The sequence below is a fragment of the Aristaeella lactis genome, from assembly GCF_018118585.1.
In the GTDB taxonomy this organism is placed as follows: Bacteria; Bacillota; Clostridia; order Christensenellales; family Aristaeellaceae; genus Aristaeella; species Aristaeella lactis.
The window spans coordinates 1,086,139-1,104,821 of record NZ_CP069421.1 but is presented as its reverse complement, the minus strand read 5'-3'; the positions used below and the strand labels follow the sequence as shown (position 1 = coordinate 1,104,821).

General features: G+C 51.0%; 12 protein-coding genes. 10 read left to right on the top strand and 2 right to left on the bottom strand.

The features are described 5' to 3' along the window. Window positions 1-679: 679 nt before the first annotated feature. From JYE50_RS05220 to JYE50_RS05175, 10 genes are all read left to right on the top strand, one after another. Complete coding sequence (locus tag JYE50_RS05220) at window positions 680-1,402, top strand: hypothetical protein (protein ID WP_084094815.1); 723 nt, start codon at window positions 680-682, stop codon at window positions 1,400-1,402. A gap of 353 nt (window positions 1,403-1,755) precedes the next feature. Then, window positions 1,756-3,180: a radical SAM protein gene (locus JYE50_RS05215; RefSeq protein WP_084094814.1), complete on the top strand. Its 1,425-nt coding sequence runs from the start codon at window positions 1,756-1,758 to the stop codon at window positions 3,178-3,180. Window positions 3,181-3,386: 206 nt separating this feature from the next. After that, window positions 3,387-4,256: a hypothetical protein gene (locus tag JYE50_RS05210; RefSeq protein ID WP_084094813.1), complete on the top strand. Its 870-nt coding sequence runs from the start codon at window positions 3,387-3,389 to the stop codon at window positions 4,254-4,256. A 10-nt stretch (window positions 4,257-4,266) separates the two neighbouring features. Beyond that, the gene (locus JYE50_RS05205; protein WP_084094812.1) at window positions 4,267-4,533 is read left to right on the top strand and encodes a PqqD family protein; all 267 of its coding nucleotides are present in this window, start codon (window positions 4,267-4,269) and stop codon (window positions 4,531-4,533) included. Between the two features lie 905 nt (window positions 4,534-5,438). Next, window positions 5,439-5,699, top strand: coding sequence for a hypothetical protein (locus JYE50_RS05200; RefSeq protein ID WP_143763517.1), 261 nt, complete (start codon window positions 5,439-5,441; stop codon window positions 5,697-5,699). A 96-nt stretch (window positions 5,700-5,795) separates the two neighbouring features. After that, on the top strand, window positions 5,796-7,550 hold the full coding sequence (locus JYE50_RS05195) for an ABC transporter ATP-binding protein (protein ID WP_084094811.1): 1,755 nt from the start codon (window positions 5,796-5,798) through the stop codon (window positions 7,548-7,550). Between the two features lie 116 nt (window positions 7,551-7,666). Further along, window positions 7,667-9,355 (top strand): ABC transporter ATP-binding protein, encoded by a 1,689-nt coding sequence (locus JYE50_RS05190; RefSeq protein WP_084094810.1) that lies wholly within the window; start codon window positions 7,667-7,669, stop codon window positions 9,353-9,355. Between the two features lie 90 nt (window positions 9,356-9,445). Next, window positions 9,446-10,126 carry a metallophosphoesterase family protein gene (locus tag JYE50_RS05185; protein ID WP_084094809.1) on the top strand — a complete coding sequence of 227 codons (681 nt, stop codon included), beginning with the start codon at window positions 9,446-9,448 and terminating at the stop codon, window positions 10,124-10,126. Between the two features lie 534 nt (window positions 10,127-10,660). Beyond that, window positions 10,661-10,870, top strand: coding sequence for a hypothetical protein (locus tag JYE50_RS05180; RefSeq protein ID WP_084094808.1), 210 nt, complete (start codon window positions 10,661-10,663; stop codon window positions 10,868-10,870). After that, entirely contained in the window at window positions 10,845-11,342 is a 498-nt protein-coding gene (locus tag JYE50_RS05175) for an RNA polymerase sigma factor (RefSeq protein ID WP_143763515.1), read from the top strand. The genes JYE50_RS05180 and JYE50_RS05175 overlap by 26 nt, the downstream gene beginning before the upstream one ends. 414 nt (window positions 11,343-11,756) lie before the next feature. Here the strand turns inward: JYE50_RS05175 and JYE50_RS05170 are convergent, their stop codons facing one another. Together JYE50_RS05170 and JYE50_RS05165 are read right to left on the bottom strand one after the other, a co-directional pair. Beyond that, window positions 11,757-13,682, bottom strand: coding sequence for a SpoIIE family protein phosphatase (locus tag JYE50_RS05170; protein ID WP_084094806.1), 1,926 nt, complete (start codon window positions 13,680-13,682; stop codon window positions 11,757-11,759). 440 nt (window positions 13,683-14,122) lie between these two features. Then, the gene (locus JYE50_RS05165; protein WP_179138223.1) at window positions 14,123-18,568 is read right to left on the bottom strand and encodes a FecR domain-containing protein; all 4,446 of its coding nucleotides are present in this window, start codon (window positions 18,566-18,568) and stop codon (window positions 14,123-14,125) included. Between the last annotated feature and the right edge of the window lie 115 nt (window positions 18,569-18,683).

Genomic DNA, 18,683 nt, shown 5'->3' with positions numbered 1-18,683 from the left:
AGCGGGGGTCTGTGTTAGCATTAAAATGGAATTGACCAGAGATCAGTAAATTGATCTCTGGTCTTTCTATATTCGGATAAATGACGGATATGCGGTTCCCCTCAAAAAGGGTTCCCCTCAAGGGCTCAGGAGTACACCTGAGCCCAATTCAGAATGCGGAATGCAGAATTTAGAATTATACGCTGCGGCGGGATCAGATCTCTCCACTACGGTCGAGATGACAACACGGTCGTTGCTATGGGATCCTTTGCAAGGCGAAGGATGTCATTGGAATGCGAAATCGAGATGACAAATTAGCGATGTATTTTTTCCCGAAACCGTTAACAATGTTTTTAACCAATAGTGACATATCGATTACGTAACCGGAAAGGGCATCAATGAGCCCAAAGAGACTTAGTCACAAACTTTCTGAATTTGAGAACGGCAGGCTGAAGTGGTTGAAAATGAACGAATAGAGGTTGCAAACGTTTGTATGAGGCAAAATAACGGTAACCCGGCATGGTTTGTTACATAGTTACGCGACTTTTGGAGAAAAAAGTTACATGGATGGATTGAACAGAGGGTAGTGTAACAATATAATAAATACAGGCAGTAAAGCCGCCCAAACACGTCCTTACAGGACAGATGCGGAGGGATTACCATTACTCAGGCAGTTGTTGAAAAAGACCTTGATCTCCAGATGATGGCATACCGGCAGTATAACCAGCAGAAACACATGTTCGCGGCTGAGATCGCCGGTGTTCCGATCGGTATTATCAGCCGGTTTAAATCCACCAAAGAGTTTTTCCTGGATTACCTGACCGACCAGCTGCCGACGACGATCGTTTCGGCCACGGATGAGGAAATGATGATGGAAGACGATGAGATCTCTGAACGCACCGAGAGAATGGTGATCAACAGCAAGATTGCATCTGCGCTAGCGGATTATGATGCTTTCCTGATGCATACCGCGGTGGTCAGCGTAGACGGACTTGGCGTGGGCTTCGCGGCCGCAAACGGCATCGGGAAGACCACCAGGGCACTGCTGTGGAAGAAAGCCTTTGGCGAAAGAGTAAAGGTTATTAACGGCGCAAGACCTGTGCTCAAATTCCGGGATAACAGGATCTATGCTTATGGTTCCCCCTGGAGAGGCCGGGAAAGACTGGGATGCAAGGAAAGCGTTCCCATGAAGGCCATGTGCTTTATTGAGCGCGGAGAAGAAGTATCCCTGAAAAGGATGACTCCGGATGATGCCGCACTAAGGCTCATGCAGCAGGTGATGATTCCGAAGGAACCGAAGCAGATGTATATGCTGATCTCCATGCTGGAGCAGTTTGTGCACACGGTGCCGTTCTATCTGTATACCTGCAACATGGATAAGGAAAAGCCGGAAGTGCTGTGGGAAGAAATGAAAAGGAATTAAGAATTCAGAATTCAGAATTCAGAATTCAGAATTATCCGCTGCGGCGGTGAGCTACTTAAAACTGAAGACTTAAAACTGAAAAGTGAATAATGGTGGAGAAAACAGCACGATGTGCTGTTTTTTCTGAATTAATGAAATGTATTGACAAGGATGTATAGCGTACAATAAACTTATAAAAAGAGTAGTAAATATATACGAATTCATAAGAGATACGCTCAGGACCGCGAACGGGTGGGACGGTTCTCTCGTTCGGGATAAACCCTAACGCGGAGAACCGTCCCAGCAGTTCACTTATTAGCTTCGTTTCTCAAATAGATGTTGTGTTTTTCTATTGGATAACAAAGGGGTATAGTATGAGCGGAGAAGAGAAGAAAAAGATGGAGTGCCTGCATCCGGGGGATCCACGGGTTTGTGTTCTGCTTGGAAAACAGTCGCTGATCGCCGGCGGGAAACAGCTCCGGTGGAGCCGCTTCGTGTACAGAATGGACACGGAAGGGCAGACCCTGCTGTTTCATACGCTGACACGGAAATTGTATCTGATTCATGATTCCGCGTTCATGATGCACCACTACTTTGACGATACGCCCGCTCCGCCACTGTATTCTGTTGCGATACTGGATGACAAGTGGATGAAGGAACTGTATGAAGAATACTTTCTGGTTCCGGAAGGAACAGATGAGAGCCAGCTGTACCTGCAGGTAAAGAACATCATTGTCATCAAAGAAGAACTGCCGAAGGGGATCACCCATTATGTGATCCTTCCGACAACAACCTGCAATGCCAGGTGCTTCTACTGCTTTGAACAGGGAATGGAATACCGGAAGATGAGCAGGGAAACCGTAGAGGAGGTATTACGGTTTATCCTGGAACATAAACCAAAGGAACATAAGAAGATCCATATTCACTGGTTCGGCGGGGAGCCGATGTGTGCAGCGGATAACATAGACAGGATCTGTGACGGGCTGAATGAAGCGGGAATAGAGTATACAGCGGAGATGACCAGCAACGGCAGCCTGTTTGATGAAGAAAGTGTAAAGAAGGCCGCAAAGAAGTGGAAGGTCGGGGAGATCCAGATTACCCTGGACGGGCTGGCAGAAGAATACGCAAAACGGAAACGGTATGTTGGAATTGAAAAGCCTTTTGAAACCGTGATCCGGAATATCCATCTGCTGACCGCGGCGGGGATCAGGGTAACAGTAAGGATAAATATAGATGATGATAATGAGAAAGAAGCATATCGTCTGATTGATTACCTGAAAGAAGAGTTTTCCGAAAAAGAAAAGGAAAAGATGAGGGTGTACGCCCACTCCCTGTTCGGACAGGAAGGTGAAGGATTGGATTCCTGTCCGATAAGCAACGCGTCGGATGAACTGGAAGAAAAGGTACAGGAGATCAATAACAAGCTGTTGAGAGAAGGACTGATCTCCAAGGATCTTGGAGAACTGTTTTCTCTGAAGAGCCACTACTGTATGGTAACGGCGCCGGAATGCAATGTGCTGATCGATTCCACAGGGAATCTGTTTGCCTGTGACGCTATGCCGGAGAACATGCGGTACGGAGACGTGAAGACGGGAATCGATCCGGAAAAGTGGAGAAAAGTAGCCAGCATATGCGATGTACGGGAAGAATGCCGGGAATGCGTATTTCTGCCGCAATGTACCGAGTTTGATCGGTGCCCGAACAGGTTGACGTATGATAACTGCTATAAGCAAGAGAAACGTAAAATCGAAAGTGATTTACGATTCGCTTATGCGGTCGCAATTCAGAACATGAAATGAATGCGCCTTCGGCGAAGTAAGGGATTCCTCGACGTTGCTCGGAATGACATGCAAGATGCGAAATAATAAGAGTCCCATGCCTATAGTATTAGTCTGAATCCGCGGGAGATCCTTCGACTGCACTCAGGATGACACAATGAGAGGCAATACATAAGGAAGAAACAAATAGTATAAAGGCGAATGTGAAAATATTTGGAGGACATTAGGTGTTTCAGATTGAAGTGGCGGGGCTGGTGATCCGCATAGAGAACCGGTATCCGGACGTACGAGAGCTATGCCGGGACTATATCACCGGAGATGACCGGAAGGCGGATATCTGTGTTTCTGTCAGTGAGGAAGAACTGCAGACAGAGATCGATAAGTCGCCGGAATACTTCTTCGGGAAAGGATATGCGGAAGGCGTTGTCGCCTATGAGAAGATCAGCAATGCACTGCCGGCCTTTGATGCTTTTGTGATGCACGGCTCTGTGGTTGAAGTGGACGGGGGAGCATATGCGTTTTCCGCAGAAAGCGGGACGGGGAAGACTACGCATACGAGATACTGGAAGGAAGTACTAAAGAATCGTGTATCGGTTATCAATGGAGATAAACCGATACTACGATTCAATGCAGAATTCTGCGATCGCTGTTACCAAAAGTCTGGAAAGACTTTTGACAGCTGTAGCATGGCAACTGTTCCCCAAATCGAAGATTTGGACAGTTGCTCAACAATTCAGAATTCAGAATTATCGGATTCGACCGGGGAAAACCCTTCGAATGCGCTTTCTTCGGACACGTTGCTGGTGTATGGGACGCCGTGGTGCGGGAAGGAAGGGTGGAATACCAATACATGCGCGCTGTTGAAGGCATTATGCTTGCTGGAACGGGGAGAAAAGAATGAGATATTCCCGATAGACGCATTTGAACACCTGGGAGAACTGATGGGGCACTTTCATCTGCCGGGGAATGGTCAGGTGGATATGTTGAAACTGATGCAACTGATCGACCGTATGGTGAACATCGTGCCGGTATACCGGCTGCGCTGCACGAATGATATATCCGCCGCGGAGACGGCGATCAAATACTTTAGATTGTGAGGGATGGGGAATGAAGATTAAGGAAGGATATGTGATCAACAAGCTGGGCGGAGGATATGTTGTTGTTACCGTGGGAGACGCCAGCAGGGACTTTAACGGCCTGATCCGGCTGAACAATGCCGGGGCTTTTCTGTGGGAGAATATCCGGGACGGACTGAACACAAAAGAAAAGCTTATTCGAGCTATGCTTGATTATTATGATGATCTCGATGAAGAAACGGCAAGAAAGGATCTTGATGAGTTCCTGGAAGTAGTGGAGTTTGCGATAGAAGAGTAAAAACTAATTCAGAATTCTGCGATCGCTGTTACCAAAAGTCTGAAAAGACTTTTGACAGCTGTAGCATGGCAACTGTTGCTCAAATCACAGATTTGGACAGTTGCTCAACAATTCTGAATGGTGGAGAGAACGACGCGAAGCGCCGTTCTTTTTATTTTGGGCCGGGAAAAGATTTCTCCGCTACGCCAGCGGCTCCGGTCAAGATGACAATATGGGCTTAAAACAATGAACAATTAAGAATGCACAATTAAGAATGAGATCTCTCCGCTACGCCTGCGGCTCCAGTCGAGATGACAAAACACGCTGCCAAGATGACGTACATAAAAATGGGAAATCGGGAAACGATTCTTTCTTTTTTGCAGTGTTTGCAAGGCAACGTGACCAAAGATGCAGAAAATGGGGTTAAAACGTACAAAAACTGCAAAAGTGCTATGAAATAAGTACAATACAAATTAGAAAGTTACATTAAGTAATGATAAATGTTAAGAATTTATAAAATGTAACCAATATTGTTGACAGAAAACGTTTACCATGTTACTATCTACAAGTAAATGTATCAAAACCAACAGACAAGAGGCGACGTGAAGTTACAGGAGAGGAGAAAAGCACGATGACGTACCAGAAGCCGGAAGTGGAAATTGTATTATTCGACTTTGAAGGATTTATGACCGGATCCCTGATGGGTGGAGAATGCGCCGGATACACAGACTCAGTTGGTCACAACTGCGGTACATATACTGTTGGCCAGAGCTGTACATCCTGGACGACTCCCTCATTTGGCGGCGCAACATGTGCCAGTTATAACGGACGTATATGCACAGGATATACCGACAATAGTCATAATTCTTGTAAGAGTTATGGCACTTCCTGTAAAGTTTTCTGATTGATAGCACAGAGGGATTATTATGACGTATCAGAAACCTCAGGTAGAAATAGTTAAGTTTGACTTTGCCGGATTTATGACGACAAGCACATTTGCCAGTGCGTCTGATGTTTTGAATAATAGCAACTACTGCGCCACATATAATGGCGGACCAACAAATAACTTTCAATGTACCGGGTTTGGCGGTGCTCAGAATCCAAGTAATGGGACAACGGTAAAAGTTGGCGGATATACTTTTGTATCCCGTGGAAACAATAAAGGACAACATTGGCAGTTACAGTAATTCACCCTATTAAACGTATAAACTTATAAACCCAGCGCCTCCAAGCATTCATGAAGGCGCTTTTTCATTCCTCACTTCTATATGAAAGGATAAGGTATGCAGTCAGAAACGCTGAGTTCTCTGAAGGAACGCTGGCAAAAGGGTACCTTCGGTGAGATCTTTACGGACTGGAAATGGATATTTTCCTATTCCAAACGTTTCAAAGGGCCTATTGCGGCATATACCGTACTGGGTCTTTTAAGCAGCACCCTGGCATTGGTGGCATCCATTGCAGGGAAGTTTCTGGTGGATGTGGTAGTCGGACATAAGGTGGATCAGCTGTGGCTGGCTGCCCTGGTCATGGCAGGAAGTGCACTGTTATCACTTTTTATCACCAACCTTACGGGACGGATCCGGCAGAAGCTGGATGTGGATATGACCAATGTGATCAGGGCAGATGTATTCAACAGTGTAATGGATGCCGGATGGCAGTCGCTGAACCAGTTTTCCAACGGAGATATTCTGAACCGCTTCCATGGGGACATTGGCACGGTGGCGAACAACGCCATCAGCTGGCTGCCCAGTGTGATCATCTCTGTATATACCTTTATAACCACTTTTGCGGTGATCTGGCATTACAGTCCTGTGATGAGTCTGATCGCTCTTTCCAGCGCACCTGTGATCCTACTGATGAGCCGATACCTGGTACAGAAGCAGAAGGAACACCGGGAAGAGATGATGGAAACCACCAGCAAGATGTATTCTTTTGAGACGGAAGCGTTATATAATCTGGATACGGTAAAGAGCTTCGGCATCATGGATTCCTTCAGCAGCCAGCTGAAGGAACTGCAAAACCAGTATAGACGGATTACCCTGGCCTGGAACATGTTTCAGATCAGGACGAATGTGTTTATGGCAATCCTGAGCCTGATTGTGGAATATATTGCATACGGATATGCCCTGTTTCTTTTGTGGGGAGGATCTATCACTTACGGTACCATGACCTTGTTCCTGCAGCAGCGGAGCTCCCTGAGCGGAGCGTTCCACAGCGTGGTGGGTATTATCCCGGGATTCATTACCAGCAGCGTATCGGCCCATCGTATCCAAGAGCTGATGGCTCTGCCGAGGGAAAAGCATGAAGAAGGGGGAATACCGGATGAATACTATAAGGGCGGCCTGACCCTGAAAATGGATAAAGTGGACTTTGCCTATGACAACGGGGAACAGGTGATCGAGGAATCAGACTTTGAGGCTAAGCCAGGGCAGATCACGGCACTGGTGGGCCCCAGCGGAGAAGGAAAGACAACGGTGCTGCGTCTGCTGCTGGGGATCCTGGAACCGAAGGACGGAAGCTGCGCGTTTATTCCGGAGAACGGGGAACCGCTGGGCATGAGCGCGGAAAGCCGGAGCCTGATCTCTTATGTGCCCCAGGGGAATACACTGCTGAGCGGAACGATAGCGGAAAACATGCGGCTGGCGAAAAAGGACGCGACGGACGAGGAAATCATCGCGGCGCTGAAACTGGCCTGTGCCTGGGAGTTTGTGGAGAAACTGGAAAAGGGAATCAATAATGATATCTATGAACGGGGTAGAGGCCTGAGCGAAGGACAGGCACAGCGAATTTCCATTGCCCGCGCGCTGCTGCGGGACGCACCGGTGATGCTGATGGATGAAGCCACCAGCGCACTGGACGTGGAAACCGAGCGGAGTGTGCTGCGGAATATCCTGCAGAAGTCACCGGGAAGAACGTTTATTATCACTACACATAGGCCGACAGTATTGAGTATGTGCGACAGGGTATACAGGGTAGTGGAGAAGAAGATCACCAAGCTCGGGGATGAGGAAGTGGAGAACATAGTGAGAAACTTCTGATATGGTCAGAAGTTTCTTAATAGACTATGTTTTATAGAATGACAAAGAAACAGGGATTGTAGTATAATGTACGGAGTTGATACTACAATCCTTTTTGATTAACATACAGGAGCGATATGGAAAGCAATCTGAAGAGAGTAAAGGCTGTGTTCAGCAGTCCGGTGTATAAGTCAATACACCGGTGGATGAAGCCGTTCCGTCTGCCTATATGTGCTATTTCGCTGCTTGGCATTTCGGGAACGGCATTATCCCTATGCATGACCATGGTAACGAAGGAACTGATCGATGGGGCGACAAGCCACGACAGCAGCCTGCTTTGGAAGTACGGGATCCTGCTGGTGGCGATTATTGCCATTGAGCGGGGAATTTCTGTTTTTACATCATATCTGCGGACAAGGACGTCGGCACGGATGCAGCTGGAAATGCAGCGACAGGTAACCGAAAGCCTGATGAGCAAGGAGTATCCGGCTTTGAAACCATTCCACAGCGGTGAATTGGTGAGCCGGGTGTTCTCTGACGTGAGTGTGGTGCGGGACGGTGCTCTGAATCTGCTGCCCAGCGTATTGAGGCTGTCTGTGTCGTTCTTTGGTGCGGCAGGTATATTGATCAGCATGGATTGGCGTTTTGTGCCTGTACTGATCGTGACAGGTGTGGCGGGCGTTATCCTGACGGCTGCATTCCGGAACCCGATGAAACGGCGCCATAAGCGGATGCAGGATGCCCAGGCAAAATTACATGCCAGTACGCAGGAAACACTGGAGAATGTACGGTTGATCAAGGCGTCCGTTTCTGAAGAACGGGCACTGGAAAACATGGATGAACACCGGGAACACCTGGCTAAGGAACAGATCCGGAACGGAAAGCTTTCCATCGCCATGAACAACGGCATGGGAAGCCTGTTTGACATCAGCTGGCTGATCTGCAACCTGTGGGGATGTGTAAAGATCTATCAGGGGACATTTACATACGGCGGATTGGCAGCACTGATCCAGCTGGTTGGACGCATCCAGACACCTATTGCCAACGCGGTGAGCCTGATCAGCCAGGCGTACGGTGTGGTGGCATCCGCGGAGCGGCTGCAGGAAGTGATCGGGCTGCCAGATGAAGAGGCAGGAACGCCCCTTAAGGCCTTTGATGAGATACGGCTGGAGAATGTAGGGTTCCAGTATGAGGAGAGCCCGGAAGACGTGCTGAAGGGCGTTAGCGCGGTGATCAAGCGCGGGGACTTTGTGGCGCTGACAGGAATCAGCGGCGGGGGCAAGACAAGCCTGTTCCAGCTGCTGCTGGGGATCTACCGGCCCAATACGGGCAGTGTGACTTTTGTGAACGGAAATGAAAGCGTACCGGCGAGCAAAGGGACACGGAGCCTGTTTGCCTATGTTCCTCAGGGCAATATGCTGATGAGCGGAACACTGAAGGATAACCTGACCATGTTTACGGATGAAGCCAGTGATGAAAAGATCGAGGCAGCGGTGCAGGCTGCCTGCCTGGATGAACTGGTGAAGAAGGTCGGGATGGACGCGAAGCTGGGCGAACGCGGCATCGGACTGAGTGAAGGACAGGCGCAGCGGCTGGCGATCGCCAGGGCGCTGCTGAGTGACGCACCGATCCTGCTGCTGGATGAAGCGACAAGCGCGCTGGATGAGGAAACGGAAGCGACAGTGCTACGCAATATCGATGCGATGCGGGATAAGACGGTGATTATTGTTACGCATCGACGCGCAGCACTGAGCATTTGCGATAGAGTGTTTAATCTGGAAGATGGAAGATTGATCGCAAATGCTCAAATGAATACTGAAAACTGAAAACTTAAAAATGAATAATGGTGGATGAATGACTACGTCATTCCTTGAATTGATATCCGCTTACGCGGGGAAAAGTGGAAACTTGATTAAATGAGAACGATTATTATTGGGGATGTACATGGATGCGCAAAGGAATTGAGCGCATTGTTTGATAAAGTAAAAGCCGATCCTGAAAAGGACCGGCTGATTATGCTTGGGGATCTGTTTGACAGGGGTCCGGAGTCTTATGAAGTGTTTCAGATCGTACAAAAACTGGATCAGGAATTCGGGGAACGGTTTGTGCTGCTGCTGGGGAACCATGAGGATTTCCTGCTGGCGGAGAAGCTGACGCTAAGGCAGAAGATGATCTGGGACAAGGTGGGCCGCGGAACCACCGTGAAAAGCTTCAAAGATCATGGCGGGAAGATGGAAGATGCCATTCCGTGGATCCAGGCACACTGCAGGCTTTACTGGAAGGGAGAAGGATACCAGTGCGTGCATGCCGGGGTGAAGGTGGAACCGATCGAGGCGAATGACCGGCAGACGCTGATCCATGATCACGGGGTTATCTTTGAAAATGAGTATAAGGGAATATTGACCATTGTGGGTCACGTTGGAATCGAAAAGCCGATGTATTTTGACGGTCAGGGCGGAGAAGGAAAGGAACTCGTGTATGGGGAGGAAACAGCCCTTCCTGAGCATGGGGTTATATGTATAGATACTGGTTGCGGAAAAGGGGGAAGGCTGACAGCAATGGTAGTAGAAGGAAGGGCGTTCAGGGTTTTCGCCTGAGGACGAAAACTACTTAAAACTGAAGACTAGATCCTTCGACTACGCTCACTTCGTTCGTCTTGCTCAGGATGACATTTTTTAAGGAAATGGTGGAGTAAACAGCACGGGGTGCTGTTTTTTCGAATTGATCAGATCTCTCCGCTCCCTTCGGTCGGTCGAGATGACACGGGAAGTTGATTGAGTGGGTCGTTGGAACGCCGGGACGGTTCTGCCGGTCAGCAGCTTCGTGCACCGGCAAAACCGTCCCGTTATTCCGCGAACGATGCTTGAAATATTGAGATTATTATGGGTAACGTTATATTGAAATTGATGACAGTTGAAATGGAAAGATATTTAGGATAAAATACAATTTGAAAGATGTTCCACTGGCGGAAAGCCAGGCCCGCAGGAAAAGTATCATTTACAAAGTACTTATTCTATGGAGCAGCTGCCATCTTTCAAAAGCGCACGTATAAAACTGTGACGGGAGGTTACGGGACAAAGTTCCGGGGCTCCCGGTGCGAATGAAGATGGAAAGGAGGCGCAGCACAACAATTGGAGAAAAAACTGAGAGCACTGTTTGATTTCCAGAAATACGAGCAGAATGAAGATCTTCAGAAAGTTATCGACAGGGTGCATGCCCGGTACAGCGGCAGCGCACGGATGCTGAGCGATGATGAAGCTGATCTTGTGGCAGCGGCGGGGATGCCGGAGACAGCGATGAAGCGTAAGAGTCTGCTTGACAAAGACGATGACAACTCCTGACTGGGAGAAGATATATGAAACATACAGCGGCAAGGTAATGGGGTACATCGCAGCCCGGGTGCAGCGCCGGGCAGACGCGGAAGACCTGTGTGCTGATGTGTTTGAGAAGGCCTATAAGAAGATTGATGCCTATGATGAGAAGAAGGCGTCAATGAGTACCTGGATCTTCACCATTACGCGGAATACAGTGATCGACTATTTCCGCCGGAACAAGGTGATGGATGAGCCGGACGAGAACATCGCGGCGGAAGGCGAGATTGACGATGAGCTGCTGAGCCAGGAAACGCTGAGCGAGCTGGCTGCGGCACTGAACAAGCTGCCGGAAGAGCTGCAGGACATCATCGTGCTGGCGTACTATGACGGGAAACCGCTCACGGAGATCGCGATGATGATGAGGCTGAGCTACGGGGCGGTGAAGATACGGCATCAGAAGGCCTTGGCCCTTTTGAAGAAGGAAATGACTATCCTATAATCTGGTAAGTGAAATATTAAACAGAAAAGCTCCATCGGATGATGGCGCTTTTTGTTTAATGTGAAATATTTGCCTTCGGCAAATGTGAAATATCGGCCTATAGCCGATGTGAAATATGGCCTACTGGCCATGTGATATATACTGTGCTTCGCACGGGATATTTGCCAAAGGCAAATATGAAGACATTAAGGCGAGGAGATACGTTATAGCGCTCGAATGTGACAGAGGGACAGACCTAATGTCACACTACGCATGACAATACGTCTGTCCCGCAGTCACATTCCTGCGTCAGAGGCTCCGATAGATGCTTGAATGAATGAGACTACGGAGGAGATCCCTCCACGGTCGGGATGACAAAAGCGGGAAATGCATTGTATTCCCGCTTTTAGTACACTATGTATTCGAGTCAGGGGATCAGGACTGCTGAGGGCCGTTATATTCCAAACACAGCATGGTGAGGTCGTCGAACTGCTCGGTGGGGCCGACGAAGTCCTTGACAGACTGGCTGACGGCGGAGAGGATTTCCTGCGGGGTGCTGTCCTGTTTCTGACGAAGGGCTTCGAGCATCCTTTCGGTGCCGTACATGTTTTTATTGGCGTCGGTGGCTTCAGGGACACCGTCTGTGTAGACGAAGAAGCGGGAGCCGGGTTCCAGCTGGAGGGTGTAATCCCGGTAGCGGACGCCCTCCATGCCGCCGAGGACGAAACCATGTTTATCCCGGATGAGCTCAAAGGAGCCGTCCGGCTTTTTCATGGCGGGGAACTCATGGCCGGCACTGGCAGCGGTCAGGATACCGGTGGAAATCTCCAGGACGCCCAGCCAGACGGTGACAAACATCTCTTCCGGATTACGGGAGCAGATCTCCTCGTTGACGGAGGTGAGGATCTTCGCGGGAGAAAGCTCATGCATGGCCACATGGTGGATCAGGGCGGAAGACAGCATCATGAAAAGGGACGCGGGAACGCCTTTGCCGGATACGTCGCCGATAACCATGCACAGATGATCCTCATCAATGAGGAAGAAGTCATACAGGTCACCGCCGACCTCCCGGGCGGGAGTCATGGAAGCATAGAGATCAAACTCATGCCGGTCCGGGAAAGGCGGGAAGACCTTGGGCAAGAAACTGGACTGGATCCTGGTGGCCAGGGAAAGCTCTGTGGTGACGCGCTCCTTTTCCAGCTCCAGGGCATGACGCTCCATGGAGGTACGGACATAATGGGCAATAACAGAAGCCAGGTAGAGCATGACGATGGCTACAGGCAGCCAGAGGACATGGACGACCCAGCCGCCCAGCCAGAAGCCCCAGGAACCGATGAGGGACATCACAATGATGGAGATACAGATGATACCGCTGATGCGGGTGTTCAGCCGGAAGAAGAGGAAAGTGACGCCCACACAGAACAGGGCCATGGCGATAAACTGTATCAGGTCAGGAGCCTCGGTCTTCAGGTTTTTCTGCAGGAGGGACTGGATGACATTGGCCTGGTACTCCACACCGTTCATGGGAACACCACGGTTGGCGGAAGTGATATAGGCATCCTGCATGGCCGGAGCATAGGGACCGATGAGAACCACTTTATTGGCCCAGACATCTGAAGTGATCTGGCCCATCAGGAGGTTCAGCAGGGAATAGCCGTCATCGAAAGCACCGGGCTGACCGGCAAAGGGGACATAATAGTGACCGGCAGCATCCACGTCCGGAAGGGTGAAGTCCTTTCCGATTCGCTCCATATAGATCTTCGCGGTCTGGGCGGCCATGGAATAGACTTTTTCACCGCCGGGTTTGGTCACATAGAGCATGGCATGGCGTAGAACACCATCCACCTTATCCGCCATGGCGTTGATATGGCCCTGGGTTGTGACAGATTTGAGGGATTCATACGGATCGACAAAGCTGATGACCGCGGAAGCATCCAGGGAAACAGCATGGCCGTTTTCCCAGGTGATCTCAGAGCCGTACTCCGCCATACAGGCGGTGACCACGGTGCCGAGCTTTTCGGCTGCCCGGGCCAGCTGCTCATCCGCAGCGGGATCGGTCTGGCCTTCATAAAGGATATCTACCGCAACGACAGCGGGAAGGTGATCCGGATCTGAGGCAATTTTTTCCAGGGCATAGGCGATATAGGTGCGGTAGCCGGGACCGTAGGTGCCCAGCTCGGCAAGAGTCTGGTTGTCGATGCCGATGATGATAATGTCATTGGAAGCGTGGCCCTGGCCCTGATAAAGGGCATCCTGGGCCTGACGGTCCAGGTAATGGAGGGCACCGGCGTAGATGATGGAAAGGGTAAGGATAGAGATGAGAAGAGGGATCAGGAAGAAACGGAAAAGGGAATGTTTCATAGATGACGCCTCTTTTCAATGTTGATTGGGGAGAGCCCGCCACGGGCGGGGAGAACTGAAAATGAATACTGAAAACTGAAAACTTAAAAATGGTGGAGAAAACAGCACAGGAATGTGCTGTTTTTTTGAATTCATGCGCCTGCGGGCGGGTTAGATCTCTCCGTGCGCTTCGCTTAGTCGAGATGACACTGAAAAGCGGTTTGATTGGGTCGTTGGAACGCCGGGCCGGTTCTGCCGGTCCATATACTTCGTATGCAGGACCGTACAGAACGGCTTGGAACCGATCCGAAACCTCAATCGACGTGACTCCATACTATAGAGATCACTTGTTTCGGTTGACCTCAGAATCGATGAGATTTCCTCCACTGGAGGTCGTCGATTCTTCGCCCCATTATCCGCGAAAGATGCTTACGTGTGGTCCGATACTTATAGGACTGGGGTTAACCATCATCATTATTCGTAAGGGTGCCTGGTTCGACGATGGTGAAGGTATAGTTGGTGAAGGAGACGGAATAGTTGCCAGGATTTGCGGAGTCGATTGTGGCAGTGTGGCCAATGGTGTATGTATTCGGCGGAGCGTCATAGGGAGGAATATCTGTGAGATCAACAGTGATGATATCACCATTGTAAAGCTTAAACTTGTAAAAACTACCGTCTACTTCTGTCGTCAGAGAACCATTTACGTAAACAAACGGATATGTGTCATACCAATGGCCTTGCTCAACGGTAGCGTCATAAACGCAGTCAATAACTACTGTGGCGGGTGTGACTTTCAGCTTGCCTGCAATAACATTGACGTTTTGATTAGGGAGCCTGTCAACAGGCTGGCCGTTTTCATCAAGAATCTGATAAGAAGTAATCGTATTTTCACTTTCACCGACATTGGTCTGACTGCCCTCTACCGTGGCGGTAACTGTATATCCATCCGGGAACTCATAACATGTGTAGCCGGAGTTTGTCAGCGGGCTGCCGTCATACTTTTTCTCGTCGCTATTGGCTACGATTCTGGCACTCACATAAGCTATGATTTCAATTTGCTTCACAGAGAGGGTACCATATTCCTCGGTGATCTCATAGTTATCCTTATTTGTGCCTGAGTTCATCGTATAAGTGAAGATGTTATCACTGGAACCGACATCAGTCTGGGAACCGGTGACAGTAAAAGCAGCTCCTTCACCCGGGGCGAATCCGGAACCGGATACGGTAACTGCATCATTTGTGAGAGGCTCACCATCGTAGTATTTTTCGGCGCTGCCGCTGGTAAAGGTGACGGGACGTTTGGTAACGGTGAGGGTACCGAAGGTGGCGGTGATATCGTAGTTGTCGAGGTTGGTGCCTTCCCAGGCGGTATAGGTGAAGGTGTTATCACTGGTGCCGACGTCAGTCTGGGAACCGGTGACATTGACTACTACATTTTCACCTTCGACAAAGCCGTCCTGATAATAATCTCCGTTTTCAAGGGCAGTGCCGTTGTAGACCTGTTCCTGAGTGTCACTGATGATGACGGCAGGACGCTTGTTGATGGTGACGGTGCCGGGATGGCACTGGACGAGGTAGTTGTTCTGCTCATCCTCATTGACAAACATATAATAGTCGATCTCGTTGTCGTAGGTGCCCGCATCAACATTGTCACCGGAGCCCAGGGTCCAGGCCTGGAGCAGTTCCGGATAATCGCTCAGGTCATCCGTGCACCCATCGTAATTTTCGCCGTCATAGACCTTGGTTATATCAGGCGAATACACGTTGAGGATCATCGGGGTGATGGTGATCGAAGTATTGGTGTATGTGGGTTCCGCGTAGGCGGTGGATCCGCCGGAAACAGAGGCGGAACCGGTCAGGATGTAGGTGCCGACGCCGCTGTCATAGGTGAAGCCGCCCGTGGAAACGGACAGTGTGGCGGTGGCACCGTCCGGCAGGGTGAAGGTGGCGGTATAGGAACCGTCATCCATAGTCATACTCGTGGGATCCAGGACAGTGCCGTTCGCGTTAAGGGAAGGACGGATATCGAAATCACTGTTATATTCGTAGGAGCCGCCACCCAGGTTGAAGACGAGGGTGGGTGCCGGAGTGGGAGTCGGCGTGGGGGTAGGCGTCGGAGTAGGAGTGGGAGTGGGGGTCGGCGTCGGTGTTTCCGCCGGGGCCTTCACGGTGAGGGTGCCCAGGTTTTCGCTTACGGTGTAGTTGTTGACATTGGCGTTATCCCAGACGATGACGCACTTGTTCCTGCTTTCACCGATCTCGGTCTGGGTGCCAGTCATCTTGACGGTGACGGTGTCATCACCCTGCAGCCCCTCAATGGTGTACTTGTCACAGGTGAGGGGAGTGCCGTCATAGACCTTCTCCGCGGATTCGGTGGTGATGATCAGCTCAGCGGGCTCAATGGTCAGGGTGGTGTTGGCAAAGGTGAAGTCCATATTGGAGATATTGGCCGACGCCATGGTGATGGTTCCGGTCAGAGTATAGGAACCGGCGTCGGTGCCCATGCCGGAGATCAGAACCTCAATGCTGTCCCCGGTGAAGAGGGTGAAGCGGTAAGTCATACTTCCGGATTCGGACATGGACGCAGACGCGGAAGCGCCTTCCCTGATCTGACCGGAAGCGGATGCTTCACGGACGGCGGTGACAGTCTCGCCCGCGTGCGCGCCGTTCCGGTAGGTGAGCACGGGGGCTGGGAGATAGGTGCTTCCGTCATAGGACGCGGAAGTCCCGCCGCAGCTGATAGAGACGTTCAAAGCCTTGACGGTCAGCTTGCCGTTCTTCGTAGTGACCGGGAAGGAATTGGTGACGTCCCTGCCGGTGGGGTCAAGGATTTTATAGGAAGTAATCTTTGATTCGCTTTCGCCGACTTTGGTCTGGGAACCGGAGACAGACGCCTCGAAGGTGTAGCCGAGGGGCAGGCCGTCCGCGGACGCTTCGTCCGCTTGCAGGGGCTGGCCGTCATAGACCTTCTCCAGGGTAGGAGCGGAGATGGTCACCCGGCCGAAGTTAGCTTCCTTTTCCGTGACCTTCAGGGTACCCAGGTCCTCGGAGAGGGTATAGTTATTCTTATCCGCGGTGCCCCAGTCGATCTCATAGGTGTTCTTGCTCTCACCGACTTCGGTCTGGGAGCCGGTGGCGGTGACCTTGATGGACGGATCGACAACGATGGGCCTGAAGTCTGCTTCCTTGCTGGTCAGGGCACGGGTGCTGTAATTGGTGATCCGGGTATCAACGGTGATCCGGACGTTGGCCGAGTCGTTCATGAGGCCGTCTTTGGCGGAACCGGGAACCTGCAGGCCGTTGACGATGACGCTGGATTCTTCCGATGCGGGAAGTTCGGCAATGCGCTTTTCGATCTTTTCCGGATCCCAGCCGGTATCCGTACAGGCCTGGGCCAGAAGATCCGGGTTCTGGGCATAGATCCGCAGGATTTCCACGGGGAGGTCATCCTCGGACAGGTTATCGATCTGGAAATCAAGGCTGTCGCCGGATCCGTTGTTATCCAGGGCGACGGAAAGGCGCTGGCCGGCATGCAGGGTGAGCTCCTTGGTTTCACCGGTGATGGGGTTGGTGCCGTGAATCAGCATGCAGCCGCTGACAGCGATCATCTGCTCGCTGCCCAGGGCGGTTTCGGTTACCAGGGAGGTGTTCTGCCAGGAGGGCATATCGGAAGTATATCCGGAGATGGTCCTGATGCCGGCATCCTCACAGGTGAGGGGTTTGCCGTCATATTCCTTTTCGGCACTGCCGGTCCATACGGTGACGGGCGCCGGATCAACGACCAGGCTGCCAGCAATGGTCTGGATATTCGGGAAGTGGCTGGTGACGTTCTCCCCGCGAGAGTTGGAGATGCCGTAGGAAGAAACCACGTTGGAGGTGCTGCCGGCATCGGTGATGGAGCCGGTGCAGCCGACAGAAATATTGAACTCGGCGGGCAGGCCGTAGACCAGGGCGTCCGAGGGACGGGTCAGGGGAGTGCCGTCATACAGCTTACTGGCGGACTGGGCAGCGATGGTGATGCCGCTGGTGACGGTCCAGTCTCCGTCAGCAGGGAAGGGATACTCCTCCTTATCCTCTTCACCGACGGTCTCAACGATGAGACCGTCGAGAAGATCCGCACCGTTTTCAAAACCATCGATGATACGCTGCATATCGTCCTGCGCGACGATCTGCTCTTTCACAAAACCATCGATATCTTCAGAGGTTAAGGGGGAGACGGAAACTGTACCGTCTTCTTTTATTACTCTCTGTTTGATAATGACCTCGCCTTCTTTAACGGCCTCAGAAGTCTCCTGTCTGCCTTCAATACTATGCTGGAGAACTTCGCTAAGGGTTACCTTGCTGCCGGCGGGGACGGGAAGAACACGGTTGGAACCGGCCTGATCCACATAGTTGACCTCAGCTGTGCCCTCCAGAACACCGAGGGTGACCGCTTCGGTGCCGGTACCGGGATCCTGCCTGCTGCTGGCGAAGACGATGGTACCGCGGATACCGACTGTCATGGTGGTGGTTTGGATATCCAGGGCCTCATTCATGTCCAGCTTTTTGGATACATCCAGGAAAATGGAGCCCTCGGTCAGGTTCAGGAGAATATGCTCCGCCTCCTGGACGAATTCCACCCGGGTATCATGATCCAGGGTGACGATCTTGCTGTCATCCAGGCCGACAGAAGCCAGGCCGTCCGCACCGGTCCGCATGGCTTCGCCGCTGGCGAAGCGGACGTTGTCCAGCAGGAAACGGGGATTGCCCTGGACGTCAAAGATCTCCACCGTACCTTCATGGCGAAGGAGGCGCATGGTATCGGCCTCATAGGATTCCGCGGAAGCGGAACAGGCCAGGGAGAGCACCAGCGCCAGCACCAGAAGGAGGCGGAGAAGAGTTGATGATTTAAGATGGTTCAGAGTCATAAGGAGCTCCTTTCCCATGAAATAAGCAGGGCTAAAGAAAAGGGGAATCTACATATTTATACGCATTAATTTTATCGCAAGCAGAAGAGAGTGTCAATTTACATCCTTATGATGA

Coding starts and splice junctions, on each gene's coding strand:
- JYE50_RS05220 (WP_084094815.1), top strand. CDS start 680: ATGATGGCATACCGGCAGTATAACCAGCAGAAACACATGTTCGCGGCT.
- JYE50_RS05215 (WP_084094814.1), top strand. CDS start 1,756: ATGAGCGGAGAAGAGAAGAAAAAGATGGAGTGCCTGCATCCGGGGGAT.
- JYE50_RS05205 (WP_084094812.1), top strand. CDS start 4,267: ATGAAGATTAAGGAAGGATATGTGATCAACAAGCTGGGCGGAGGATAT.
- JYE50_RS05200 (WP_143763517.1), top strand. CDS start 5,439: ATGACGTATCAGAAACCTCAGGTAGAAATAGTTAAGTTTGACTTTGCC.
- JYE50_RS05195 (WP_084094811.1), top strand. CDS start 5,796: ATGCAGTCAGAAACGCTGAGTTCTCTGAAGGAACGCTGGCAAAAGGGT.
- JYE50_RS05190 (WP_084094810.1), top strand. CDS start 7,667: ATGGAAAGCAATCTGAAGAGAGTAAAGGCTGTGTTCAGCAGTCCGGTG.
- JYE50_RS05185 (WP_084094809.1), top strand. CDS start 9,446: ATGAGAACGATTATTATTGGGGATGTACATGGATGCGCAAAGGAATTG.
- JYE50_RS05170 (WP_084094806.1), bottom strand. CDS start 13,682: ATGAAACATTCCCTTTTCCGTTTCTTCCTGATCCCTCTTCTCATCTCT.
- JYE50_RS05165 (WP_179138223.1), bottom strand. CDS start 18,568: ATGACTCTGAACCATCTTAAATCATCAACTCTTCTCCGCCTCCTTCTG.